The 24636-nt window shown below is 71.0% G+C and carries 27 protein-coding genes; 17 read left to right on the plus strand and 10 right to left on the minus strand.

The genetic code is table 11. The annotated features are described in order from the left end of the window. Nucleotides 1-99 precede the first annotated feature (99 nt). Genes purB through IFT36_RS05770 form a run of 3 tightly spaced genes read right to left on the minus strand, consistent with a single transcriptional unit; the run spans nt 100 to nt 2389 of the window. Complete coding sequence (gene purB, locus IFT36_RS05760; protein ID WP_123570915.1) at nt 100-1482, minus strand: adenylosuccinate lyase; 1383 nt, start codon at nt 1480-1482, stop codon at nt 100-102. Next, nucleotides 1479-1931 (minus strand): low molecular weight protein-tyrosine-phosphatase, encoded by a 453-nt coding sequence (locus IFT36_RS05765; RefSeq protein ID WP_199736314.1) that lies wholly within the window; start codon nt 1929-1931, stop codon nt 1479-1481. The genes purB and IFT36_RS05765 overlap by 4 nt, the downstream gene beginning before the upstream one ends. Before the next feature lie 50 nt (nt 1932-1981). Continuing rightward, a complete protein-coding gene (locus IFT36_RS05770) occupies nt 1982-2389 on the minus strand; it encodes a phage holin family protein (RefSeq protein WP_056049758.1) in 408 nt (135 codons plus the stop codon). 108 nt (nt 2390-2497) lie between these two features. Between IFT36_RS05770 and IFT36_RS05775 the strand changes: the two genes are divergently transcribed. The 5 genes from IFT36_RS05775 (at nt 2498) to IFT36_RS05795 (ending at nt 8187) form a co-directional block, all read left to right on the plus strand. After that, nucleotides 2498-3568, plus strand: a complete 1071-nt coding sequence (locus IFT36_RS05775) for a histidinol-phosphate transaminase (RefSeq protein ID WP_200412635.1) — start codon at nt 2498-2500, stop codon at nt 3566-3568. Nucleotides 3569-3598: 30 nt separating this feature from the next. Next, a complete protein-coding gene (locus tag IFT36_RS05780; RefSeq protein ID WP_056049763.1) occupies nt 3599-4759 on the plus strand; it encodes a thiamine pyrophosphate-dependent dehydrogenase E1 component subunit alpha in 1161 nt (386 codons plus the stop codon). Nucleotides 4760-4818: 59 nt separating this feature from the next. Beyond that, complete coding sequence (locus tag IFT36_RS05785; RefSeq protein ID WP_370274458.1) at nt 4819-5784, plus strand: alpha-ketoacid dehydrogenase subunit beta; 966 nt, start codon at nt 4819-4821, stop codon at nt 5782-5784. A gap of 10 nt (nt 5785-5794) precedes the next feature. Further along, complete coding sequence (locus tag IFT36_RS05790) at nt 5795-7306, plus strand: dihydrolipoamide acetyltransferase family protein (protein WP_056049769.1); 1512 nt, start codon at nt 5795-5797, stop codon at nt 7304-7306. Nucleotides 7307-7455: 149 nt separating this feature from the next. Continuing rightward, on the plus strand, nt 7456-8187 hold the full coding sequence (locus IFT36_RS05795; RefSeq protein ID WP_056049772.1) for a GntR family transcriptional regulator: 732 nt from the start codon (nt 7456-7458) through the stop codon (nt 8185-8187). A 23-nt stretch (nt 8188-8210) separates the two neighbouring features. On the opposite strand, the gene IFT36_RS05800 is transcribed toward IFT36_RS05795, so the two are convergent. Together IFT36_RS05800 and IFT36_RS05805 are read right to left on the minus strand one after the other, a co-directional pair. Beyond that, nucleotides 8211-8669, minus strand: coding sequence for a PTS sugar transporter subunit IIA (locus IFT36_RS05800; RefSeq protein WP_200412636.1), 459 nt, complete (start codon nt 8667-8669; stop codon nt 8211-8213). Next, a complete protein-coding gene (locus IFT36_RS05805) occupies nt 8666-8899 on the minus strand; it encodes a glucose PTS transporter subunit EIIB (RefSeq protein WP_054145886.1) in 234 nt (77 codons plus the stop codon). The genes IFT36_RS05800 and IFT36_RS05805 overlap by 4 nt, the downstream gene beginning before the upstream one ends. A 217-nt stretch (nt 8900-9116) precedes the next feature. Here IFT36_RS05805 and IFT36_RS05810 point away from each other — a divergent pair, with 217 nt between their 5' ends. The 10 genes from IFT36_RS05810 (at nt 9117) to IFT36_RS05855 (ending at nt 17422) form a co-directional block, all read left to right on the plus strand. Beyond that, the gene (locus IFT36_RS05810; protein ID WP_056049777.1) at nt 9117-10376 is read left to right on the plus strand and encodes a PTS transporter subunit EIIC; all 1260 of its coding nucleotides are present in this window, start codon (nt 9117-9119) and stop codon (nt 10374-10376) included. A 159-nt stretch (nt 10377-10535) separates the two neighbouring features. Then, entirely contained in the window at nt 10536-11543 is a 1008-nt protein-coding gene (locus IFT36_RS05815; protein WP_200412637.1) for a metal ABC transporter solute-binding protein, Zn/Mn family, read from the plus strand. Next, the gene (locus IFT36_RS05820) at nt 11540-12421 is read left to right on the plus strand and encodes a metal ABC transporter ATP-binding protein (RefSeq protein WP_369794407.1); all 882 of its coding nucleotides are present in this window, start codon (nt 11540-11542) and stop codon (nt 12419-12421) included. Before IFT36_RS05815 ends, IFT36_RS05820 begins: the two co-directional genes overlap by 4 nt. After that, nucleotides 12418-13308: a metal ABC transporter permease gene (locus tag IFT36_RS05825; protein WP_056049779.1), complete on the plus strand. Its 891-nt coding sequence runs from the start codon at nt 12418-12420 to the stop codon at nt 13306-13308. Before IFT36_RS05820 ends, IFT36_RS05825 begins: the two co-directional genes overlap by 4 nt. A gap of 101 nt (nt 13309-13409) precedes the next feature. Beyond that, on the plus strand, nt 13410-13823 hold the full coding sequence (locus tag IFT36_RS05830; protein WP_159828413.1) for a Fur family transcriptional regulator: 414 nt from the start codon (nt 13410-13412) through the stop codon (nt 13821-13823). A 307-nt stretch (nt 13824-14130) separates the two neighbouring features. After that, entirely contained in the window at nt 14131-14367 is a 237-nt protein-coding gene (rpmB, locus tag IFT36_RS05835; RefSeq protein ID WP_043595945.1) for a 50S ribosomal protein L28, read from the plus strand. After that, nucleotides 14367-14534 (plus strand): 50S ribosomal protein L33, encoded by a 168-nt coding sequence (rpmG, locus tag IFT36_RS05840; RefSeq protein ID WP_043595944.1) that lies wholly within the window; start codon nt 14367-14369, stop codon nt 14532-14534. The genes rpmB and rpmG overlap by 1 nt, the downstream gene beginning before the upstream one ends. Nucleotides 14535-14536: 2 nt before the next feature. After that, nucleotides 14537-14842, plus strand: coding sequence for a 30S ribosomal protein S14 (rpsN, locus tag IFT36_RS05845; protein ID WP_043595941.1), 306 nt, complete (start codon nt 14537-14539; stop codon nt 14840-14842). A 105-nt stretch (nt 14843-14947) separates the two neighbouring features. Continuing rightward, complete coding sequence (locus tag IFT36_RS05850; RefSeq protein WP_043595940.1) at nt 14948-15235, plus strand: HU family DNA-binding protein; 288 nt, start codon at nt 14948-14950, stop codon at nt 15233-15235. 201 nt (nt 15236-15436) lie between these two features. Further along, the gene (locus tag IFT36_RS05855; RefSeq protein ID WP_200412638.1) at nt 15437-17422 is read left to right on the plus strand and encodes a bifunctional copper resistance protein CopD/cytochrome c oxidase assembly protein; all 1986 of its coding nucleotides are present in this window, start codon (nt 15437-15439) and stop codon (nt 17420-17422) included. A gap of 156 nt (nt 17423-17578) precedes the next feature. Here the strand turns inward: IFT36_RS05855 and IFT36_RS05860 are convergent, their stop codons facing one another. Together IFT36_RS05860 and IFT36_RS05865 are read right to left on the minus strand one after the other, a co-directional pair. Continuing rightward, entirely contained in the window at nt 17579-18613 is a 1035-nt protein-coding gene (locus tag IFT36_RS05860; protein WP_200412639.1) for an LLM class flavin-dependent oxidoreductase, read from the minus strand. A 125-nt stretch (nt 18614-18738) separates the two neighbouring features. Further along, a complete protein-coding gene (locus IFT36_RS05865; protein WP_200412640.1) occupies nt 18739-19383 on the minus strand; it encodes an HD domain-containing protein in 645 nt (214 codons plus the stop codon). Nucleotides 19384-19579: 196 nt separating this feature from the next. Here IFT36_RS05865 and IFT36_RS05870 point away from each other — a divergent pair, with 196 nt between their 5' ends. Then, a complete protein-coding gene (locus IFT36_RS05870; RefSeq protein WP_123570923.1) occupies nt 19580-20587 on the plus strand; it encodes a GlxA family transcriptional regulator in 1008 nt (335 codons plus the stop codon). Between the two features lie 98 nt (nt 20588-20685). On the opposite strand, the gene IFT36_RS05875 is transcribed toward IFT36_RS05870, so the two are convergent. After that, nucleotides 20686-21699 (minus strand): hypothetical protein, encoded by a 1014-nt coding sequence (locus IFT36_RS05875; protein WP_157485563.1) that lies wholly within the window; start codon nt 21697-21699, stop codon nt 20686-20688. Between the two features lie 103 nt (nt 21700-21802). Between IFT36_RS05875 and IFT36_RS05880 the strand changes: the two genes are divergently transcribed. Beyond that, complete coding sequence (locus IFT36_RS05880) at nt 21803-23137, plus strand: ATP-dependent DNA helicase (RefSeq protein WP_307785037.1); 1335 nt, start codon at nt 21803-21805, stop codon at nt 23135-23137. A 90-nt stretch (nt 23138-23227) separates the two neighbouring features. Here the strand turns inward: IFT36_RS05880 and IFT36_RS05885 are convergent, their stop codons facing one another. Both IFT36_RS05885 and IFT36_RS05890 read right to left on the minus strand, forming a co-directional pair. After that, nucleotides 23228-23872: a biliverdin-producing heme oxygenase gene (locus tag IFT36_RS05885; RefSeq protein WP_200412642.1), complete on the minus strand. Its 645-nt coding sequence runs from the start codon at nt 23870-23872 to the stop codon at nt 23228-23230. Between the two features lie 142 nt (nt 23873-24014). Next, nucleotides 24015-24467 carry a DUF4383 domain-containing protein gene (locus tag IFT36_RS05890; RefSeq protein ID WP_159825625.1) on the minus strand — a complete coding sequence of 151 codons (453 nt, stop codon included), beginning with the start codon at nt 24465-24467 and terminating at the stop codon, nt 24015-24017. Nucleotides 24468-24636 lie beyond the last annotated feature (169 nt).

Here is a 24636-nt window from a genome sequence, read left to right on the forward strand (position 1 = left end):
TCGGCCGCCGCTCCGCCGCGGCCCGTCGGCCGCTGCTCCGTCGCACGGCGCCCTCGGGTGCGCGGGCCGTCCTGACGGGCCGACCGGCGCCTCCTGGGGTCAGGCCAAGCGGTCGACGAGCTGCGCCGCGATGCCCGTGTAGGTCGCCGGGGTCAGGGCCACGAGGCGCTGCTTGGCCTCGTCGGACACGTCCAGGCCCTCGACGAACGCGACCAGTTCGGCCTGGCCGACGCGCTTGCCGCGGGTCAGCTCCTTGAGCATGGCGTAGGGGTCGTCGATCGAGGATCGTCCGGCGACGACCTCGGCGCGGATGACGGTCTGGATGGCCTCGGCGAGGACCTCCCAGTTGGAGTCGAGGTCGGACTCGAGGGTCACGGTGCCGACGGCGATCTCGCCGAGGCCGCGACGCAGGTTGTCGAGCGCGAGCATCGAGTGGCCGAACGCGACCCCGATGTTGCGCTGTGCCGACGAGTCGGTGAGGTCGCGCTGCTGACGGCTGGTGACCAGGGTCGAGGCCAACGAGTCGAAGAGCGCCGACGAGATCTCGAGGTTGGCCTCGGCGTTCTCGAAGCGGATCGGGTTGATCTTGTGGGGCATGGTCGACGAGCCGGTCGCCCCCGCCTGCGGGATCTGCGTGAAGTAGCCCATCGAGATGTACGACCACACGTCGGTGGCGAGGTTGTGCAGCACCCGGTTGGCGTGGGCGACGCGCGAGTAGAGCTCGGCCTGCCAGTCGTGCGACTCGATCTGCGTCGTCAGCGGGTTGAAGGTCAGCCCCAGGGCGTCCTCGACGAAGGAGCGGGCCGTCTCGGGCCAGTCCAGCCCGGGGTCGGCGACGACGTGCGCCGAGAACGTGCCGGTCGCCCCGCTGAACTTGCCGAGGAACTCGGTGCCGACGATCTGCGAGCGCAGTCGCTGCAGGCGGTGCGCGAACACGGCGAACTCCTTCCCGACCGTGGTCGGCGTCGCCGGCTGCCCGTGGGTGTGCGCGAGCATCGGCACGTCGCGGGCGTCGGTGGCCCAGGTGGTGAGGGCGGCGAGCACGGCGTCGAAGGCCGGGAGCCAGACGTCGAACAGGGCCGCCTTGACGGTGACCGCGTACGACAGGTTGTTGATGTCCTCGCTGGTGCAGGCGAAGTGGGTGAGTTCGGCGATCCCGTCCAGCCCGAGCTCGGCCAGCCGTGCCCGCACGAAGTACTCGACGGCCTTGACGTCGTGACGGGTCGTCGCCTCGAGGCCGGCGAGCTCGTCGATCGCCGCCTGGCCGAAGTCGGTGACGACGGCCCGCAGCGCCCGCTTCTGCTCGTCGTCGAGCGGCGTCGAGCCGAACGCACGGCGGTCGGTCTGGGCTATCAGCCATTCGACCTCGACGTGCACGCGGGCCCGGTTCAGCCCCGCCTCGCTGAGGTGGTCCCCCAGCGTACCGACCGACGAGCGGTAGCGGCCGTCGAGCGGGCTGAGGGGCTGAGGAGGCAACGTCATGACTGTCCCTTGCGGAGTGCGGGTTCGATCTGGCGGAAGAGGGCCGAGCAGGCGCGCTCGACCATGTCGAGCACCTCGTCGAAGAGTGCTGCGTCGGAGTAGTACGGGTCGGGGACGTCGAGACCGCCACCCGCCGGCGCCGCGTCGGGAGCGAAGGTGAGCAGCAGCTGCACCTTCGAGCGGTCGGCGTCGTCGCCTGCCCAGGCCCGGAGGATGCGTTCTTGGCCGCGATCGAACGCCACCACGAGGTCGTAGCGCGCGAAGTCGTCGGCCTCGAACTGCTTCGCCCGGTGCCGGGAACCATCGTAGCCGCGGCGCTCCAGGGCCTCGACGGTGCGGGGATCGGCCCCCTCGCCGACGTGCCAGTCGCCGGTGCCCGCGCTCGTGACCTCGACCCGGTCGCCGAGGCCCGCGTCGTCGGCGAGCGAGCGCAGCACGGTCTCGGCCATGGGCGAGCGACAGATGTTGCCCGTGCAGACGAAGCAGATGCGGAACCGGTTCACCGCTTCCGGTCACCCCGCCCGACCACGGGGCGGACGACGACGCCGATGGCCCAGGCGAAGACCGCGAGCACGACGGCACCGATCACGCCCCACCAGAAACCGTCGATCGTCAACCCGAAGCCGAAGAGATCCGAGATCCACGCCACGATCAGCAGCAGCAGCCCGTTCACGATCAATGCGATCAGGCCGAGCGTCAGGATGTAGAGGGGGAAGGCCACCACCCGGATCGCCGTGCCGACCACGCCGTTGACGATGCCGAAGACCAGGGCGAGCAGCAGGAAGGTCACGATCGTCTCGAGGGTGCCCCCTGCTCCGTAGGGCGTCACCGTCACCCCCGACACGAGCAGCGTGGTGAGCCACAGGGCCACCGCGTTGATGAGCAGCCTCACGACGAATCGGGTCATCCCCCCATCATGCCGACCTCTCCTCCACGGGCGGTAGTGCCCGACCGGATCCCCCGAGGAGGCGCGGTGCCCTGCCGCGACGCGGCCCCCGCCCCATAGGCTGGCCGCGTGACCACTCCCGTCCGACTCCGTCCCGAGATCGCCGCCCTCCCGCCCTACCGCCAGGGCAAGCAGGCGTCCCCCGACGCCTTCAAACTGTCGTCGAACGAGAACCCGTTCGAGCCCCTCCCCTCGGTCGTCGAGGCCGTCCGTGGCGCCGTCTCGCTCAACCGTTACCCCGACGCCTCGGCGACTGCCCTGCGGACGGCCCTCGCCACCCGGTTCGGCGTCACCGTCGACGAGGTGCACGTCGGCGCGGGGTCGGTCTCTTTGCTGGCCCAGTTCGTGCTCGCCGCGGCCTCGGTCGGCGACGAGGTCGTCTACGCCTGGCGTTCGTTCGAGGCCTACCCGGGGCTCGTCACGGTGGCCGGTGCGACGAGCGTCCAGGTGCCGCTGCGGGCGGACGGGGGCCACGACCTCGAGGCCATGGCCGCGGCCGTCACCGACCGCACCCGCGTCGTCATCGTCTGCTCCCCCAACAACCCGACGGGCACCACGGTGTCGACGGGCGAGTTCGAGTCGTTCATGGCCGCGGTGCCCCACGACGTGCTCGTGCTGCTCGACGAGGCGTACGCCGAGTTCGTCACCGACAGCACGGCCGTCGACGGCGAGACGCTCACCGAGCTGCACCCGAACCTCGTCCTGCTGCGCACCTTCTCGAAGGCGTACGGGCTGGCCGCACTCCGCGTCGGGTACGCGATCGGCGCCTCCTACCTGCTCGACGCCGCGCGGGCCACGGCCATCCCCCTCGCCGTCACCGAGCAGGGCGCGGCCGCGGCCCTCGCCTCGCTCGACCACGCCGACGAGCTGCTCGGGCGGGTCGACCGCATCGTCCTGCTGCGCGACCAGGTGCGACGCGCCCTGATCGACCAGGGGTGGACGGTGCCCGAGGCGCAGGGCAACTTCGTCTGGCTCGCCACGGGCGAGCACACGGCGGCCGCCGCCCAGGTGTTCGCCGACCACGGGGTCGTCGTCCGGCCGTTCGCGGGCGAGGGCGTGCGCGTCACGATCGGCGAGCCGTCGTCGGTCGACAAGCTGCTGCACGCCGCCCAGCAGATCGTCGACCTCACATCCCGGTGACGGCATATGCCGCGGAATAGATTGGACGCCATGTCTTCCTCCGAAGCGACCGACGCGCCGCCGCCCGTCCAGCTCCTGTCGCCGTCGGGCGAGGTGGTCGAGTCGGCTGCGGCCGACGAGTTCCGCCCCTACGTCGACGCCCTCGGCGACGACGGACTCCGCGCCCTGCACCGCGACATGGTGCTGACGCGTCGATTCGACCGCGAGGCCGCGGCACTCGCGCGCCAGGGGCAGCTCGCCCTCTGGGTGCCGAGCCACGGCCAAGAGGGGGCCCAGGTCGGCCTGGCCCACGCGACCCGCCCGCAGGACCACCTCTTCCCGTCCTACCGCGAGCACGCCGTCGCGCTGTCCCGCGGCATCGACCCGGTCGACATCCTGCGTCTGCTGCGCGGTCACACGCACGGCGGCTGGAACCCTGCCGAGCACCAGAACTTCCACGTCTACACGCTGGTGATCGGTTCGCAGACGCTGCACGCGACCGGCTTCGCCATGGGGCTCGGCCTCGACGGCAAGAGCGGCACGGGCGATCCCGAGGTCGACCAGGCCGTGGTCACGTTCTTCGGCGACGGGGCGACCAGCCAGGGCGACGTCAGCGAGGCCCTGGTCTTCGCCGCGAGCTTCCAGACCCCCGAGCTGTTCTTCCTCCAGAACAACCAGTGGGCGATCAGCGTGCCGGTCGCGCGCCAGTCGCGCACGCCGCTCGTCGCCCGGGCCGGCGGCTTCGGCATCCCCGGCACGCAGGTCGACGGCAATGACGTGCTCGCGAGCTACGCCGTCAGCCGCCGCGACCTCGAGGCCGCCCGCGGCGGCGGCGGGCCCCGCTTCATCGAGGCGCTCACCTACCGCGTCGGCGCGCACACCTCGTCCGACGACCCCACCAAGTACCGCACCGACGACGAGCTGCAGTCCTGGATCGCCCGCGACCCGATCACGCGCTTCGAGGCCTTCCTGCGGAACCGAGGCGAGGGGGACGCGTTCTTCGCCGACCTCGAGACCGAGGGCGACGACCTCGGAGCCGACGTCCGTCGGCGCACGGTCTCGCTGCCGAACCCCGACCGCGGCCTCATCTTCGACCACGTGTACTCCGAGCCGCACCCGCTCATGACCGAGCAGAAGCAGTGGCTGGCGACCTACGAGCAGAGCTTCGGCGGCGCGGGCGAGACCGCGACCACCGACGAGGGGGCAGCATGACCGACACCGTCGAGAACCCGACCGGCACGACCGAGTCGGCCCGCGCCTCCGTGCAGTCCATGCCGCTCGGCAAGGCGATCAACGCCGGCCTCCGCAAAGCCATGGCCGACGACCCCCGCGTCCTGCTGATGGGAGAAGACATCGGCACGCTCGGCGGCGTCTTCCGCGTGACCGAAGGGCTGCAGGCCGAGTTCGGCGACAAACGCGTCATCGACACCCCCCTCGCCGAGTCCGGCATCGTCGGCACCGCCATCGGACTCGCGATGGGCGGCTTCCGCCCGGTCTGCGAGATCCAGTTCGACGGCTTCATCTACCCCGGCTTCGACCAGATCACGTCGCAGCTCGCCAAGCTGACCAACCGGCACGAGGGCACCCTGACGATGCCCGTCGTGATCCGCGTGCCCTACGGCGGGCACATCGGCGCGGTCGAGCACCACCAGGAGAGCCCCGAGGCGTACTTCGCCCACACGGCGGGCCTGCGCGTCGTCAGCCCGAGCACGCCGCACGACGCCTACTGGATGATCCAGGAGGCGATCGCGTCGAACGACCCCGTCATGTTCTTCGAGCCCAAGAGCCGTTACTGGCCCAAGGGCGACGTCGACCTGAGCGACCCGCAGGCACCGCTGCACGCGAGCCGCGTCGTCCGGACGGGCACCGAGGTCACCCTGCTGGGGCACGGCGCGATGGTCAGCGTGCTGCTGCAGGCGGCCGAGATCGCGGCAGCCGAGGGCGTCTCGGCCGAGGTCGTCGACCTGCGCTCGCTCTCGCCGGTTGACTACGGGCCCATCCTCGAGTCGGTCCGCAAGACCGGGCGTCTCGTGGTGGCCCAGGAGGCCCCCGGTTTCGTCTCGGTCGGCTCCGAGATCGCCGCCACCGTGGCCGAGAAGGCGTTCTACTCGCTCGAGGCGCCCGTGCTGCGCGTCAGCGGCTTCGACACCCCCTTCCCTCCTGCCAAGCTCGAGACGCAGTACCTGCCCGACGCCGACCGCGTGCTCGAGGCGGTCGACCGGGCCCTGGCCTACTAGGAGTCACGACATGACCAGCGAATTCACCCTGCCCGACGTCGGCGAGGGCCTGACCGAGGCCGAGATCGTCGAATGGAAGGTCGCCCCCGGCGACAGCGTCGAGATCAACCAGGTGCTCGTCGAGATCGAGACCGCGAAGTCGCTCGTCGAGCTCCCCTCGCCCTACGCCGGCGTGGTCGAGAGCATCCTCGTCGAACCGGGTACCACGGTCGACGTCGGCACCCCGATCATCCGGGTCGGCGACTCGACGGCACCCGCGACCCCGTCGGGTCGGGCCGCCGAGTCCGAGTCCCTCGAGTCGGGCGGACTCGCCCGCACGGCGCAGGTCGTGTCACAGAACGAACAAGCACTCTCCGCGCAGCGTGCCCGCCAGGCCGAGCCCGCGGCGTCCGCCACCTCGGTGCAGAGCTCCTCCCCCGCCGCTCCGGCCCGCTCGGCCGACGCGGTCAGCGCCGACGGCGACACCGGCTCGGTCGCGCACGCCCCCGAGGCCCCGGCCGACTCCGGTTCGGGTGCCGTGCTCGTGGGCTACGGCGCCGCGGGCGGTCACGGAGCGACCCGTCGCCGCCGACCGTCGCAGACCGAGGTCGACGCCCGGCAGCTGCGCGTCGCCGAGCAGGCCCGGCGGCGCCCCACCACGTCGGTGCCCGCCGCCCAGGCCCTGCCGATCATCGCGAAGCCGCCCATCCGCAAGCTCGCCAAAGACCTCGAGGTCGACCTCGCCGTCGTCCAGCCGACCGGCCTGGCCGGAGAGGTCACCCGCGACGACGTCATCCGTCACGCCCAGCAGGCCAGCGTGTTCCGCAACATCGAGACGCCCGAGTGGGGCGAGGAACGCGTCGAGCGCATCCCCGTCAAGGGCGTCCGCAAGGCCATCGCCGCGGCCATGACGTCGTCGGCGTTCACCGCCCCGCACGTCAGCCTGTTCGTCGACGTCGACGCCACCCGCACGATGGAGTTCGTCAAGCGGTTGAAGGCGTCGCCGCAGTTCGCCGGCGTCAAGGTCTCGCCGTTGCTGATCATGGCCAAGGCGATCATCTGGGCCGTGCGACGCAACCCGATGGTCAACTCGGCCTGGACCGACCGCGAGATCCTCGTCCGGCACTTCGTCAACCTCGGCATCGCCGCGGCCACCCCGCGTGGCCTCATCGTGCCGAACGTCAAGGAGGCCCAGTCGATGAGCCTGCTCGAGCTGGCCCAGGCCCTCGAACAGCTGACGCTGACCGCCCGAGACGGCAAGACGACGCCGGCCGACATGCGGGACGGCACGATCACGATCACCAACATCGGCGTCTTCGGCATGGACACCGGCACGCCGATCCTCAACCCGGGCGAGGTCGCGATCGTGGCCCTCGGCACGATCAAGCCCAAGGCCTGGGTGGTCGACGGCGAGGTCCGCTCGCGCATGGTGACGACGATCGGGGCGAGCTTCGACCACCGCGTGGTCGACGGCGACGTCGCCAGCCGGTTCGTGGCCGACGTGGCGAGCGTCCTCGAAGAGCCCGCCCTCCTGCTCGACTGAGCCCGCGCCTCCTCGTCCGTTCCTGGGAACCCCGCGGGCAGCCGGGCCCCGACCTGGCTGGCGACGGACGGCGTGCAGTAACGTCGAGGTCAGGACGACCGGTCATGACCAGATGGGACCACCCTCGGGCGCGACGGACGAGGGGGCCCATGACCGACCGCATCACCGACGGAGCCGTGCCGAAGCACGAGCAGTTGCGCTCCATCGTGCAGCGGCTCGCGGCCGGTCAGCAGCCCGGCTCGGCAATCGCCAGCGAGCGCCAGCTCATGCTCGAGTACGGCGTCAGCCGGATCACGGTCCGCGAGGCCGTGGGGCAGCTCGTGAACGAGGGCTGGCTGACCCGCGTGCGGGGCAAGGGCACCTTCGTGGCCCACCGCGTGGTCCAGTCGACGCTGCACCTCGCCTCGTTCACCGACGAGATGACGAAGCTCGGCCACGTGCCGAGCACGATCGTGCTGGTCAAGGCCGAGACGGCTCCCCCGCCCGAGACGGCCGCGGCCCTCGGACTCGAGGCCGGCGCCTCGGCGTTCCACGTCAAGCGCCTGCGCCTCGCCGACGGCGTGCCGGTCAGCATCGACGACGGCTGGTACCCCGCGGACCGGCTGCCCGGGCTGCTCGACCACGACCTGAGCCGTTCGCTCTACCGGACCCTCGACGGCGACTACGCGACGCCGATCACCCGCGCGACCCAGACGGTCAGCGCCGAGGGGGCCGACGCCGACGTCGCCACGCTGCTCGGCACGAGCGAGGGCGCCCCGGTGATGTACTTCGACCGGATCTCGTTCGCCGGCGACGTCCCGCTCGAACACGCCAAGAGCTGGTACCGATCCGACCGCTACCGTCTGCAGATGCAGGTCGAGTCGGGCACGACGCCCGACTGACTCCTGGCCGCGCCACGTCGGCCTCAGAGGTCGAAGAGGGGCTCCCCCGACTCGACGGTCGTGCCGACGGCCTGCTGCGGGACGCTGTCCGGGGCGCTGTCGAGCACGACGACCGGGATGACGGCCGAGTAGCCCGCCTCGGCCACGACGGCCGGGTCGAAGCGGACCACGACGTCGCCCGCCGCGACGGTCGCCCCCTCGGCCACGACGAGCTCGAAGCCCTCGCCGCCGAGCTTGACCGTGTCGATGCCGACGTGCACGAGCAGGCCGGTGCCCGACCCGCCCACGACGACGAACGCGTGCGGGTGCAGCTTGACGATCTCGCCGGCGACCGGCGAGACGACGGAGACCACACCCCCTCCAGGAGGCGCGCTCGGCTCGACCGCGACGCCCGCGCCCACGAGCTGCCCGGCGAAGACGGCGTCGGGCACCTCGGCGAGGGCCATCACCCGGCCGGCGACGGGCGAGAGGACCGTGGTCACGGCAGCAGGTCGTTGATGTCTTCGGCGAGCGAGTCGGCGATCGTGCCGACGATCACCTGGACGCTGCCCCCCGCGTGGACGACGGCGGTGGCTCCCGCGGCCTTGAGGGCGGCGTCGTCGACGAGCGAGATGTCCCGGACGTCGGTGCGGAGGCGCGTGATGCAGCCCTCGATCTCCTCGATGTTGTCGGCGCCGCCGAGTCCGTCGATCATGGCCTGTGCTTTCGACATGAGCTGTTCTCCTCCGTGGGTCGGTCGCTCGCGGCGACGAGGGTGTCGTCCTAGTTGACACCACCCGTCGGTCTGAGGAAACTACCACTCACTGGTCATGACCGGACAGGACCGGAGGCTCCGCGCTCGACGCGACCCGCGCCTCCGGAACCGCCCCACCCGCACGACACCCGACCCACCCCGCACCACGGCTGCTCACCGACGAGAGGACCACCTGATGACGACGACGACCGAGTCGGCCCCGACCAAGAAGAGGGGCTCGGCCGCGTTCGCGGTGCTGCAGCGCCTCGGGCGCAGCCTCATGCTGCCGATCGCGGTGCTGCCGGCGGCGGGAATCCTGCTGCGACTCGGGCAGGCCGACCTCCTCGGCGCGATCCCCGGCTTCGAGACGGGCGCCTCGGTGATCGGCGCCGCCGGGCAGGCGGTCTTCACCTGGCTGCCGCTGATCTTCGCGGTCGGCATCGCGATCGGCTGGGCGAAGAAGTCGGACGGTTCGACGGCCCTCGCCGCGGTCGTCGGCTACATGGTGATCGACGGCGTCTTCAAGGCCATGTCGCCGGTCGTGCTCGCGGGCCGCGAGACCCCGACGGGCGACCCCGAGGTCATCAACTACGGCGTGCTGGCCGGCATCGTGATGGGCATCCTCTCGGCGATGATCTGGCAGCGCTTCTACCGCACGAAGCTGCCCGACTTCCTCGGGTTCTTCTCAGGCCGTCGCATGGTGCCGATCCTCACCGCCGTCACGGGCCTGGTCGTCGGCGTCGTCATGTCGTTCATCTACCCCCTGTTCAACAACGCCCTCACCGGCATCGGCCAGGCGGTCGCGTCGAACGACGTGGTCGGCAGCGGCATCTACGGCGTCGCCAACCGCCTGCTGATCCCCACCGGCCTGCACCACATCCTCAACTCGGTCGTCTGGTTCCTGGTCGGCGACTACACCAACGCCAGCGGCGAGATCGTCCGGGGCGACCTGAACCGCTTCTTCGCCGGCGACCCGAGCGCCGGCGTGTTCATGACCGGATTCTTCCCGATCTTCATGTTCGCCCTGCCCGCCGCGGCCCTGGCGATCTGGCGTCACGCCCGCCCCGAGAAGAAGAAGCTGATCGGCGGCATCATGCTGTCGACCGCGCTGACGGCGTTCATCACGGGCATCACCGAGCCGCTCGAGTTCTCGTTCATGTTCGTCGCTTGGCCGCTGTACGTGATCCACGCGGTGCTGACCGGCACGTCGATGATGCTGGTCAACGCACTCGACATCCACACCGGGTTCACCTTCTCGGCGGGGTTGATCGACTACGTGCTGAACTTCAACATCTCGCAGAACTCGATCTGGCTCATCCCGATCGGGCTCGGCTACGCGGTCGTCTACTACGTCCTGTTCAGCTTCGTCATCAAGAAGTGGAACCTCAAGACGCCCGGGCGCGAGGACGACGACGCCGCCGGCGCCGAGTCCGTCGAGGCCGCCACGAAGGCGTAGGCGCGCTGCGACACCCCCTGCTCGGCATCACACCCTCGGAACAGGGGGTGTCGTGCCGAGCAGGGGGTGTCGCGCTGTCTCGGGACGCGGGAGGCGCGCTCGGCCGACCCGTGCCTCCTCGTTTTGACAATCATTATCAGTAGCAATAGCGTGACGGCCATGAAGATGCGCTCGCTGCCGACCCTGCTCGTCCTGCCCGCCGCCGCGGCCCTCGTGCTGAGCGGTTGCGCCACGGGCGCCTCGGGCTCGACCGACTCCACCGACGGAGGCGCGATCTCGGTGGTCACGTCGACCAACGTCTACGGCGACATCGCCACGACCGTCGGAGGCGACCTGGTCGACGTCACCAGCATCATCAGCGACCCCTCGCAGGACCCGCACTCGTACGAGGCCGACGCCCGCACGCAGCTGGCCGTCTCGAAGGCCGACGTGGTCGTCGAGAACGGCGGCGGCTACGACTCGTTCGTCGACACGATGGTCGACGCGAGCGGAACCGACGCCACCGTGATCACCGCCGTCGACGTCTCGGGGCTCGACCCCGAGGCCGGGCACGACGACCACGCCGACGAGGCCACCGACGCCGCGAGCGACGACGCCACCGCAGAGGCCGCCGGGCACGGGCACGACGACCACGACCACGCCGCGTTCAACGAGCACGTGTTCTACAGCCTGCCGAGCATGGCGAAGCTCGCCACGGCCCTGGCCGACGAGTTCGGCCGGGTCGACACGGCGAACGCCGACACCTTCACCGCGAACGCCGAGGCCTTCGGCACGAAGATCGCCGACCTGGAGGCGCAGGCCGCCTCGATCAAGACGGCCCACGACGGCGACCCGGTCGCCTACACCGAACCCGTGCCCGGCTACCTCTTCGACGCGATGGGCCTGGTCAACGTGACGCCCGAGCCCTTCTCCGAGGCGATCGAGGAGGGCGACGACGTGTCGCCCGCCGTGCTCAACGACACCCTGAAGCTCTTCACCGACGGGAAGGTCGACCTGCTCGCCTACAACGAGCAGACCTCGAGTCCCGAGACCGAGCAGGTCGAGAAGGCCGCGACCGACGCCGGCGTCGCCATCGTGCCGGTCACCGAGCTGCTGCCCGAGGGGGAAGACTACGTGGCATGGCAACAGAGCAACATCGACGCGATCTCGGCGGCCCTCGGCGAGTGACCGACCCGTCCGGCGCGACCTCCGTCGCCGCCGCCACCCGCGCCTCCTCGGCCGGTGGCGGCGGCGACGCCGTGCTGCGCCTCCGCGACGCCGGGGTCTCGTTCGGCGCCCGCACGCTCTGGTCGGGTCTCGACCTCGACGTGCGGCCGGGCGAGTTCATCGCGGTGCTCGGGCCGAACGGTGCGGGCAAGACGACGATGCTGCGCACGATCCTCGGGCAGCAGCACCTGACCGAGGGCAGCATCGAGTTCCTCGGCCGGCCGGTCGGGCGCGGCCACCGCCGCATCGGCTACGTGCCGCAGCAACGACTGATGGAGTCCGGCACCCCGCTGCGTGCCCGCGACATGATCGCGCTCGGCGTCACGGGCCACCGCTGGGGGCCGCGCCGCGAGACCCCCACCGAACGGGCCCGCATCGACGCCCTGGTCGACGAGGTCGGCGCCACCTCGTTCGCGACCTCTCCGGTCGCGAGCCTCAGCGGCGGCGAGCAGCAGCGCACCCGGGTCGGCCAGGCCCTGGCCGCCGAACCGGCCCTGCTGCTCTGCGACGAGCCCCTCATCTCGCTCGACCTGCGCCACCAGCGCGAGGTCACCCGCCTGATCGACGAGCAGCGGCGGGCCCGCAACGCCGCGGTCGTGTTCGTCACGCACGACGTCAACCCCATCCTCGACGTCGTCGACCGGGTGCTCTACCTCGCCGGAGGCCGGTTCCGCATCGGAACACCCGACGAGGTGCTGCGCGCCGACGTGCTGAGCGACCTCTACGGCACCCCGGTCGACGTGATCCGCACCATGGGGCGCATCGTGATCGTCGGCAGCCACGACGGGCACGACCACCACGTCGACGAACACCTCGACGACGAAGGGCTCGTCCGATGACCGACCTGTGGTCGCAGCTGTTCAGCTTCCAGGACTTCGGCGAGCTGCTCGTGCTGGTGCGCAACAGCGTCGTCGCGGGTGCCGTGCTCGGCCTGGTGGGCGGCCTGATCGGACCCTTCGTGATCACGCGCAACATGCCCTTCGCGGTGCACGGCATCAGCGAGCTCTCGTTCGCCGGCGCCGCCGCCGCCCTGCTGCTCGGCGTGAACGTCGTCAGCGGCTCGCTCGTCGGCAGCCTGATCGCCGCCCTGCTGATCGGGCTGCTGGGCACCCGGGCGCGGGAGCGCAACTCGATCATCGCGGTGCTCATGCCGTTCGGCCTGGGCCTCGGCATCCTGTTCCTGGCGCTCTACCGAGGGCGGTCGGCCAACAAGTTCGGGCTGCTGACCGGCCAGATCGTGTCGGTCGACAACCCGCAGCTCGGCTGGCTCGTCGCCATCTCGGCCGTGGTGATCGTCACGCTGATCGTCATCTGGCGTCCCCTGACCTTCGCCAGCGTCGACCCCGACGTCGCCGCGGCGGCCGGCGTCCCCGTGCGCACGCTCGGCATCGTCTTCATGCTCGTGCTGGGCCTGTCGGTCGCGGTGTCGGTGCAGATCATCGGGGCGCTGCTCGTGCTCTCGCTGCTCGTCACGCCCGCCGCGGCCGCGCTGAGGCTGACCGTGAACCCGCGGCTCGTGCCCGTGCTGAGCGTGACCTTCGCCGTCGTCTCGGTCGTCGGCGGCATCCTGCTCGCCCTGGGCGGGGGCCTGCCGATCAGCCCGTACGTCACCACGATCTCGTTCACGATCTGGCTCGTCTGCCGCCTGGTCGGCTGGCGTCGCACGGCCGCCGCCGTGAAGCCGCGCAGGGGCCCGCGGGTACCCTTGGCACCGACCGGCGTCTGAGGCAGACCGGGGTCCGACACACCTGGTCCCGGTGCACCGGGACCCGACGCACCGAGGTCCGACGCACAGAGGTCCGACACACAGAGAGGCAGGACGCCGTGGTGGTCCGACGCAACACGTGGCAACGCGAGGCCGTGCGAGAAGCACTCGGCACGAGCGAGGGGTTCGTCAGCGCCCAGGCGCTGCACGCCCACCTGCGCGAGACCGGCATCGGCCTGGCCACGGTCTACCGGGCACTCGCCGACCTCGCCGCCGACGGCTCGGCCGACTCTCTGCAGCAAGAAGGCGAGAGCCTCTACCGCGCCTGCACCCCGGGCACGCACCACCACCACCTGATCTGCCGCAACTGCGGCACCACCGTCGAGATCGAGGCCGACGAGGTCGAGACCTGGGCCCAGCACGTCGCCGCGACGCACGGGTTCACCGAGGCGCAGCACGTGGTCGACGTGTTCGGCCTGTGCCCCGCGTGCACGGCCGAGGCCCGCGCGGCCGCCGACGCCTCCTCGATCCGCTGAGCCGCGCCTCCGCGATCCGCTGAGCCGCGCCTCCTCGTCCCGTCGGCGCGCGCCGTCGCGATCGCGTGGCCGCAGCCCCGGGTTCCGAGCGCCGAGCCCCGAGCCCCGAGCCCGAGTCGGGGAGGCGCGGGTTGCGTGGGTCCGGGCGTGTCGCGTAAGCTCTCCCTTTGGTTGGGCGCTCTCTGCTCCCATGTGCACCGCCTCCCGGCTACACCGCCCGATCCCTCGATCGGGCAGGGGGACCGGCGCGCCGACAAGTGACCTTGGGTGAGGGCTCCGGCCCTCACGGTATCTACGGAGGAAAACCATGGCAGCAACCTGCCAGGTGACCGGAGCCGTTCCCGGCTTCGGACACAACATCTCGCACTCGCACCGACGCACCAAGCGTCGTTTCGACCCGAACATCCAGAAGAAGACGTACTACGTGCCGTCGCTTCGTCGTAACGTGACCCTTCAGCTCAGCGCCAAGGGCATCAAGGTCATCGACGCTCGTGGCATCGAGTCGGTCGTCAAGGACCTGCTCGCTCGTGGGGAGAAGATCTAATGGCTCGTCAGCAGGACGTCCGTCCCATCATCAAGCTCCGCTCGACGGCGGGCACCGGTTTCACGTACGTGACCAAGAAGAACCGTCGTAACAACCCCGACCGTCTCGTGCTGAAGAAGTACGACCCGGTGATTCGCAAGCACGTCGAATTCCGCGAGGAGCGCTAAAAATGGCCAAGAAGAGCATGATCGCCAAGAACAACCAGCGCGCCGAGATCGTGGCCCGCTACGCCGAGAAGCGTCTCGAGCTGAAGAAGGCCCTGATCGACCCGAACGGTTCCGACGAGAGCCGCGAGGCCGCTCGCCTCGGTCTGCAGAAGCTGCCGCGCAACGCGTCGCCGGTCCGCCTCCGCAACCGCGACTCGGTCGACGGCCGCCCCCGCGGTCACCTCAAGGCCTACGGCATCAGCCGCGTGCGTTTCCGCGACATGGCCCACCGTGGCGAGTTGCCGGGCATCACGAAGTCTTCCTGGTAGGTTTCAACCGGTTCCACAGGGCCCTCGGCTCTCTGGTCTCGACCGCACAGGCATGGTGAACGCCGTGTCTCGTCACACCGAATGAAGTCCGAGGAGGACATTTACATGGCTGACAAGTCACTGAACCGTACCGAGCTCGTCGCAGCTGTCGCATCCGAGTCCGGCCAGAGCCAGGCCGCCGTCAGCGGCGTCGTCGACGCGTTCTTCTCCGTCGTCTCGAAGTCGGTCGCGGACGGCACGAAGGTCACCATCCCCGGGTGGATCGCTTTCGAGAAGACGCACCGCGCCGCTCGTACCGGCCGCAACCCGCAGACGGGTGAGGCCCTCGAGATCGCCGCCAGCGACAGCGTCAAGGTCAGCGCCGGCAGCAAGCTCAAGGCTGCGGTCAAGTAGTCCTCGCTCTCACGAGCACCCGAGAAGGGGCGTGACGACCATCGGTCGTCACGCCCCTTCTCTCGTTCCCCCTCGTCTCGTCCCGCCCCGCCGACAGGCTCGGTCGTCCGTGCGCCGGTCGCCCGGACGGATCACTCGACGTCGAGCGACGCCCCCCACCCGCACCCGTTCACCAGGCGATCCGACTTACCCTGGTAGACGATGCCCAGACTCGCCCGCACCACGGCGCCCGCACTGCTCGTGCTGGTGGCGTTCGCGTCCCTCCTCGCCGCTCTGAAGTTCGGCGGGGCGGCCGACGCGCCCCTCGTCGTCGACCCCGGCGAGGTCGTCCGCTACGGGTTGCCCATGTCCAAGATGCTGGGCAACGTCGGCGCGGCCCTCACCATCGGCACGCTCTTCCTGACCTGCTTCGCACTCACCCGACGCGAAGCGGAGTACGACCGCGCCATGGACGTCGCCGCCGCCGCGGCGGGGTTCTGGGCCGTCGCCTCGGCGATCACCACCTTCTTCACCTTCCTCAGCGTCGCCAACGTGCCGGTCACCTTCGACGACCAGTTCGGGCGGACGCTCGCGTTCTTCCTGACGAACACCGAGCTCGGCATCGCCTGGCTGATCACGACGCTGATCGCGGCGACCGTCACGGTGCTCTGCTTCATCGTCCGCAACATCTGGTTGATCGTCGCCGTCACGGTGCTCGCCGCCGGCGGGCTCATCCCCATCGCCGAGCAGGGCCACGCGGCCGGCACGAGTGGCCACGACGCCGCCGTCACCGACCTCGCCCTGCACCTGGTCGGGGCGTCGGTCTGGCTGGGCGGCCTGCTCGCCATCGTGCTGCTGCGCGGGCACCTCTCGAGCGGGCGGCTGGCGATCGTGCTCGCGCGCTACTCGAGCGTGGCGATCGTCTGCTTCGTGGTCGTCGCGGTGTCGGGCATCGGCAGCGCCGCCATCCGCATCGGCGACTGGTCGGCCCTGACGTCGGGCTACGGCGTGCTCGTGCTCGTCAAGACGTTCGCCCTCGTCGCGCTGGGGTTGTTCGGCGTCGTGCAACGCCGCTGGCTCGTCGGCCGCCTCACGACCCACCCCAAGGCGACGACGAAGGCCTTCTGGTGGTTCGTCACCGCCGAGCTCGCGTTCATGGGGCTCGCCTCCGGCGTCGCCGCCGCACTCGCCCGGACGGCCACCCCGGTCGAGCAGGTCGCCGCGGCCGACCTGGCCGACCCGACCCCCGCGGTCATCCTCACCGAAGAGGCGCTGCCACCCGAGTTGACGCCGCTGCGCTACCTCACCGAATGGAACGTCGACCTGCTCTGGGGGCTGCTCTGCGCCTTCGGCGTCTTCTTCTACCTGGCCGGCGTCGTCCGCCTGCACCGCCGCGGCGACCGCTGGCCGGTCGGCCGCACCGTGTCGTGGGTGGCGGGCCTGGTCGTGTTGTTCTACATCACGTGCGGCGCCCCGAACGTGTACGAGGAGTACCTCTTCAGCACCCACATGCTCGCGCACATGGCACTGGGCATGCTCGTGCCCGTGCTGCTCGTGCCGGGCGCGCCCGTGACGCTCGCGTTGCGCACCATCAAGAAACGCAGCGACGGCACCCGTGGTGGCCGCGAGTGGATCATGATCCTCGTGCACTCCCGGTTCGCGACCTTCGTCAGCAACCCGATCATCTCGGCGGTGCTGTTCGCGGGCTCGCTGTGGGCCTTCTACTACACGCCGTTGTTCAGCTGGGCGACGACCACGCACATCGGCCACTACTGGATGATCGTGCACTTCCTGATCACCGGCTACCTCTTCGTGCAGTCGATGATCGGCATCGACCCCGTCAAGGGTCGACTGCCCTACCCCGCCCGACTCGTCGTGCTGCTCGGCACCATGGCGTTCCACGCGTTCTTCGGCCTGGGCATCATGAGCGCCACGGGGCTCTTCCTCGCCGACTGGTACGGCGCCATGGGGCGCACCTGGGGCCCGACGCCGATGCAGGACCAGTACGTCGCCGGCGGCATCGCCTGGAGCGTCGGCGAGATCCCCACGATCGTCATGGCCGTCGCCGTCGCGATCATGTGGAGCCGCAGCGACGGCCGAGAGGCCGTCCGCAAGGACCGCCAGGCCGAGCGCGACGACGACGCCGAGCTGAGGGCGTACAACGAGCAACTCGAGGCGCTGTCCCACCAGCGCGAGCGCACCCGCTGACGCGATCCGCGAGCCGCGAGCCGCGAGCCGCGAGCCGTGAAACAGCAACGCACCGTGTTTCGTGCAGGGCACCGCGACTAGTCGGGGTGCGGTGCACGAAACGCGGTGCGCTGGTCGGGGTCGTAGGGCACGAGCCCCGAGGAGGCGCGGGTCGCGTCAGGCGAGCATCTCGCGCACCAGCGGGACGACCTTCGTGCCGTACAGCTCGATGCTGCGCATCATGAGCTCGTGCGGCAGGCGGCCCATGCTGTACCGCATGTCGAAGCGCGTCGCGCCGAGCAGGCGCATGTTCTGCGCGATCTTCGTGGCGACGGTCTCGGGCGAGCCCACGTAGAGCGCGCCGGTCGAGCTGGCGCTGGCCTCGTACTGCGCGCGGCTGTAGGGGGGCCAGCCGCGTTCGCGACCGAGCTGGTTCGTCTGCTCCTCTTGGTAGGGGAACAGCGCCTCCTTGGCTTCGGCGTCGGTCTCGGCCACGAAACCGGGCGAGTGCATCGCGATCGGCTGCGAGTCGTGGCCGAACTCGCCGAGGGCGCGTCGGTAGAGGTCGGCGTACGGCGCGAACTGCGCCGGTTGGCCTCCGATGATCGCGAGGAAGAGCGGGAAGCCGTAGTGCGCGGCCCGGATGACCGACTGCGGCGATCCGCCGACGCCGACCCAGGTGCGGATCGAGCCGCCTTCGGTCTTGGGGTAGACCTCTTGCGCGTCGAGGCCGGCGCGGACGGTGCCCGTCCAGGTCGTCGGCCCCTCCTTCAGCAGCTCGGCGAAGAGTTGGATCTTCTCCTCGAAGAGCACCTCGTAGTCCTGCAGGTCGAGGCCGAAGAGCGGGAACGACTCGGTGAACGAGCCGCGGCCCAGGATGACCTCGGCACGGCCGTTCGAGATCGCGTCGACCGTGGCGAAGCGCTGGAACACGCGCACGGGATCGTCCGAGCTGAGGACGGTGACGGCCGAGCCCAGGCGGATGGTCTTCGTGCGGGCGGCGATCGCGGCGAGCACGACCTCGGGGGCCGAGACGGCGAAGTCCTTGCGGTGGTGCTCGCCGACGCCGATGAAGTCGAGACCGACCTCGTCGGCCAGGACGGCCTGGTCGACCAGGTTGCGGATGGCCTGGGCGTGCGTGACGGGGCTGCCGTCGAGGCGGTCGGTGATGTCGCCGAAGGTGTCGAGGCCGAACTCGAGGGGGTGTGCCATGCGGGTGCTCTCCTGATTCATACGTTCGCATCATTCTAACCGATGGAGCGCGATCGTGGGAGGGGGCCCGGCGCACGTGGCCGTGGCCCACCCGATGCTCGGGCGGCGGGTGCCCGGCGCCGGGGTCAGAGGCGGTCGAGCGGGTTCGCGGCGATCCGGTCGCGCATGCCGCCCCGAATCGTGCGGGCGGCCTCGGAGCCGGGCTTCCGGTGCGCCTGCGTCGACATCAGCCCGCCGAACTCGGCACCGAACCCGTCGCGGGGCAGCCGCTCGACCAGGGCGGCGACCAGCTCGGCCGGCCAGTCCTCACCGCCCACCCCCGACACGTCGAGGCTCGTCGCCCGCTCGAGCAGGTGACCCTCGACGTCGAGGTCGGCCGAGACCGCGGGCCACATGTGCCGCAGGATGACGTCCGCCAGCCGCTGGGCGCGTGCGGCCGACCAGCCCGCCCCCGCGGCGAACACCCGGGCGACCTCGCCCCCGGCTCGCTCGAACGGCTCGGTGTGGCTGTCGAACGGCGACGCCAGCCCGACGTCGTGCAGGGCCGCCGCGACGAACAGCAGCTCGTGGTCGAAGGCCAGCCCCTCGCGTCGCCCGAGGTCGACGGCGAGCACCGCCGAGCGACGACTGTGCGCGAGCAGGGCCACGCTCGACACGGCGGCGGCGGCCTCGAGGGCCCGGGCGGCGACGAGCGAAGGAGGTGCGAGCAGCTCGTCGAGGACGGCGGCGGTCGATCGCGGCTCGGGCGTCGGGCGGGGCTCGGTGCGCATGGCAGGAACCCTACGGGTGGACAGGTCCTGCCACGAGTGGCAGTGTTGCCACCACTCGTCGACATCCTGCCACCCCGCCCTCCCGCCACACCGCCAGCCCGCCAGCCCGCAACGATGTGATCACCACGCCACGAGAAAAGATGGCGTGGTGACCACTTCGTGGCGGCGTGCGGCTCGACCCACCCCAGGAGCCCCGATGCCCCCGTTCCGCACCGTCGCCACGATCGTCGCCGACGGCGTCGCGCCGTTCGAGTTCGGCGTGCTCTGCGAGGTGTTCGGCCTCGACCGGACCGACGAGGGCGCGCCTCCGTTCGAGCACCGCATCGTGACCGAGCACCCGGGGCTCGTCCGCACGAACCAGGGCTTCTCGATCACGGTCGACCTCGACCTGGGCGCCGCGTCCGACGCCGACGTCGTGTGCGTGCCGGCCCTGTGGACCCGTCCCGACCAGGCCGAGCTCGTCTCCCCGGCGGTGCGCGAGCTGCTCGTCGCGGCCGAGGCCCGGGGGGCGTGGTTGCTCAGCGTCTGCAGCGGGGCGTTCGTCCTGGCCGAGGCCGGGCTGCTCGACGGCCGCCGGGCGACGACGCACTGGCGGTACTCCGACGCCCTGCAGCGCGAGCACCCCGCGATCGAGGTCGACGCCGACGTGCTCTTCGTCGAGGACCGCCGGATCATCACGAGCGCGGGCACGGCCGCCGGCATCGACGCCTGCCTGCACCTCGTCCGCCGCGAGCACGGTGCCGCCGCCGCGAACGTGATCGCCCGCCGGATGGTCGTGCCGCCGCACCGCGACGGCGGTCAGAGCCAGTTCATCAAGACGCCCCTCCCGGTCGAGGTCGACGACTCGCTCGCGCCCCTGACCGACTGGATGCTCGGACACCTCCGCGACGACCTGAGCATCGAGGGGTTGGCCGCGAGGGCGCACATGTCGCCGCGCACCTTCGCCCGACGATTCAAGGCCGAGCTGGGGGCGACGCCGGGGGCGTGGCTCACCCGCCAGCGCCTCCTGCGGTCGCAGGAGCTGCTCGAGGCGACGGGGCTCGGCATCGACGCGATCGCCGACGAGGTCGGCTTCGGTTCGGCAGCCGTCCTGCGACACCACTTCGCCCGCGTCCTCGGCACCACCCCGCGGGCCTACCGGGCGACCTTCGGCGGCGTGGACGACCTGCGCGACCTCGAGCGGGCCGGGGCGGCCACCGCCTGACCGGGACCGTCCTCGACGGGCCGACCCGCGCCCCCCGCGTCCGGTCGACCCCGGGCGGCCGGGACCGCCCGGGGCTGCCCGGGCGGCCACGGGCGGGCCTAGTCGAACGTCAGCTCGTCGGACGTGCTGATGCGCATCAGGTACGTGACGGTGAACGGGACGTCCTCGTCGATCGTGTAGCGCTTCCCGTCGAAGAGCGACTGGGCGCCGACGACGAGGTGGGCGGTGCCGGCCACGCCGGGCACCTGCCACTGCCCCGACGGGCCGGGCACGATCGAGACGACGGGGTGGACGGGCACGGTCCACGTCGGGTCGTCGGTGACCCGGTCGTCGACCTGGCGGCCGAAGGGGCATCCGGCCGGCAGCAGCACCTGCTGCGGGACGCACTGCTCGTCGAGCTGCTGGTCGACCATGTCCTGCACGGCCTCGACGAACTCGTCCCGGGGCTGCACCTCGATCGACACCCCCGACGTCGCCCCCACGCTGAGCACGTCGGCCTCGACGGTCGGCGCCTCGAGGTAGCGCGACGCATGGTCGAGCTCGAACCGCGAGGGGGCGAGCACCGTGAACCGGGTCGCGACGTCGGGGGCGTCGGTCGTGACGTCGCGGCCGTCCACCGTGAAGCGGGAGTCGTGCTGGGGCGTCACGTCGAGCTGCGCGGTGGGTGCCTGCACGAAGCGCCAGGCGTGGAACAGCCCGAACCGGGTGCCGGCCCGCTGGACGACGAACTGCGACTGCGCGGGCGCCTCGGCCGTGGCCGACGTGCCCTGCATCGAGTACGAGAGCGTGATCGCGTGCGTGTCGTCGCCGAGGTCGACGTCGCCCACCTCGGTCACGTCGTCGACGCCGCCGAGCGAGGGCACCTCGAGCAGGGCGTCGGCCAGCTGGTCGGTCGGCGTGACGCCGGCGAGGGTCAACGCGCTCGACGTGTCGCCGCGGTCGACCGCCGCCACGTAGCCGCGGACGAAACCGGCGCCGCTGTAGACGGTGGCGTTCAGGGCCACGACGGTGACCCAGAAACCGATCAGCACGAAGAGCAGCGCCCCGCCCCAGATCGCGACGAAGGGCCAGCCGAGCGGTGGGCGCGTCTCCTCCCCCACAGACGACGACATGACGACAACAATAGGAGGCGCGGGTCACGAAGAACCGAGCGTCACGCCCGTCACAGGTAGATTGGTGGCCTCCCCCGCCCCCTCCCGAAAGGTGCTCGTCGTCGTGAGCGTGGCCCTCTCCGCCGAACAGCAGGCGCTGTACGACGCGATCGAGAACACCCGCGAGCACATCTTCGTCACGGGTCGGGCCGGCACGGGCAAGTCGACCCTGCTGAACCACCTGTCGTGGAACACCTCGAAGCAGATCGTCATCTGCGCCCCCACGGGCGTCGCCGCCCTCAACGTCGGCGGCCAGACGATCCACTCGCTGTTCCGCCTCTCGGTGGGGCTCATCGCCGACCACGACATCGAGCAGAACGCCGAGCTGCGCAAGCTGCTGAACACCATCGACACCCTCGTCATCGACGAGGTCTCGATGGTCAACGCCGACCTGATGGACGCCATCGACCGCTCGCTGCGGCAGGCCCGGCAGCGCAAGCACGAGCCGTTCGGCGGCGTCCAGGTCGTGCTGTTCGGCGACCCGTACCAGCTGCCGCCGGTGCCGGGCGACGCCGAAGAGCGCGAGTACTTCCGCGACAACTACCGCTCGATGTGGTTCTTCGACGCCAAGGTCTGGGCCGAGGCGAGCCTGCGCATCTACGAGCTGGCCTTCATCCACCGCCAGACCGAGGGCGACTTCAAAGAGATGCTCAACGCCGTGCGGCACGGTCGGGTCACGGCCGAGATCGCCGGGGCCCTCAACGGCGCCGGGGCACGACCCGTGCCGACCGACGGCGGGGCCATCACCCTGGCCACGCGCAACGACACCGTCAACCGCATCAACAAGGTCGAGCTCGATCGCCTGTCTGGCAAGGTGATGACCGCCAAGGCCGAGGTCAGCGGCGAGTTCGGCGGCCGGGCCTACCCGGCCGACGAGGCCCTCGAGCTCAAGGTCGGGGCCCGGGTGATGTTCCTCCGCAACGACTCCGAGCAACGCTGGGTGAACGGCACGACGGGCGTCGTCACCCGGGTGCGCGACACGGTCTTCGTCGAGGTCGACGGCGAGGTCCACGAGGTGCAGCCCGTCGTGTGGGAGAAGCACAAGTACTCGTACTCGGCGACCACCAAGCAGCTCAAGAAAGACGTCGTGGCCGAGTTCACGCAGTTCCCGCTGCGCCTCGCCTGGGCCGTCACGATCCACAAGTCCCAGGGCAAGACCTACGACCGGGCCATCGTCGACCTCGGCTCACGGGTGTTCAGCGCGGGGCAGACCTACGTCGCCCTCAGCCGCATCACCTCGCTCGAGGGGCTGTACCTGTCGCGCCCGCTGCGACCGGCCGACATCATCGTCGACCTCGACGTGCGCCGCTTCATGAGCGAGGCGTCACGCGTGCCGGCCATCGAGGCCGCAGCCGACGCCGGCGTGGGCGACGACTCGACGACGGCCGCCACGGGCTGACGACCCGATCCGACCACGCGGTGGCCCGGGACCCACCCCGTCGGCGAACGGCTAGGCCGCGGCCTTCGCGGCGGCGAGGTCGGCGAACAGCTAGGCCGCGGCCTTCGCAGCGGCGAGGTCGGCGAACAGCTCGGTGCTGAAGCGGTACGCGGCGCACACCTCGTCGAGCACGTGCTCGCGCTCGTCGGCCGACCAGGCGACGGCGTCGAGCTGGCGGCGGTAGGTCGTCTTGAACGATTTCGGCTCGGCGATCTCGGCGAACAGGAAGAACCCGACGCCGTTCGTGTCGAATCCGAACCGTCGCTGCAGGATGCTGCGGATCAGGTGCCCGCCCGACAGGTCACCGAGGCAGCGCGTGTAGTGGTGCGCGATGAAGCCACCGGCCCAGGCCGACGCCTGCTCGATGCGATCGACGTACGCCCGGGTGGTCGGCAGCGGTGAGATCCGGGCCCGCCAGTCGGTACCGAGCAGGAACGCCAGGTCGGCCTCGATGGCCGGCAACCGGGTCAGCCCCGGCGCGAGGAACGGAGCCACCACCGCGTCGCCGGACCACCCCGCGGCGGCGTCCTCGAGGGCGGCGTAGACGAAGTAGTGCTGAGCGAGCAGCTGCACGTAGTCGTCCCGCGTGCCCCGGCCGATCAGCAGGTCGGTCATGAACGAGCAGCCGACGTCGGCGGGGACCCGCTCGGCCGTGCGCTCGCGCACCGCCTCGGAGAAGGGGATGACGACGGTCATGGTGCGCACCTCCTGGTCACCTGGGTTAGGTGACCCTAACCCTAGCCAGGGAGGCGTGGTGCCGGTAGCCCCCGGGGCCGATCCCGGCGGACGTGCAGCCGGATCGCAGCCCGTCGAGAGGTGCGGCGCCCTGCGGCAGGGGTCAGCGGCGGCGGCGCTCGGCCCCCACGGCGGTCGCGAGCAGCAGCAGGCCGCCGACGAGGTGCGTGACGTTGTCGCCGAGGTTGAACGCCAGGAAGTTGACGTCGGTGCCCTCGAGGAAGAATCCGGCGACGCCGAAGATGACGAAGATCAGGCCGATCCAGGTGTTAATGTACCGCGCGCTCGCTCGCGACGACGCGCCGGCGATGATCAGCGCGGCACCGGCCAGCACCCAGACGACGACCAGCGCGGGGTTGAGGTTCCAGACGAACCAGAGCGACGCGCCCTGCGTGGAGAAGAACGTGCCCATGTCCTCGACGAGGAACCCGATGGCGCCGAGCAGGAGGAACACCGTGCCAACGAACAGGCCGGCCCCGCGGTTGGGCGACTCGCGGATGGTCGGCTCGTAGGGGGCCGGGGTCGCGGTCGTCGTGGTGCCGTGGGTGCTGCTCATGGTGAAGATGCCTCTCGTCCGTGGGTCAGCGTCCAGTATGCCCGCCGTGCGACGCACCCGCCTCGGCGTCACACCCCCGGCCCGGCGTGACACCCCGGGAACGCGGGGTGTCGCGCCGGAACAGGGGTGTCACGCGGCCCGCGGGGCGCGGGGGGGGGGGGGGGGGGGG

Source organism: Frigoribacterium sp. CFBP 13605 (assembly GCF_014839405.1).
In the GTDB taxonomy this organism is placed as follows: domain Bacteria; phylum Actinomycetota; class Actinomycetes; order Actinomycetales; family Microbacteriaceae; genus Frigoribacterium.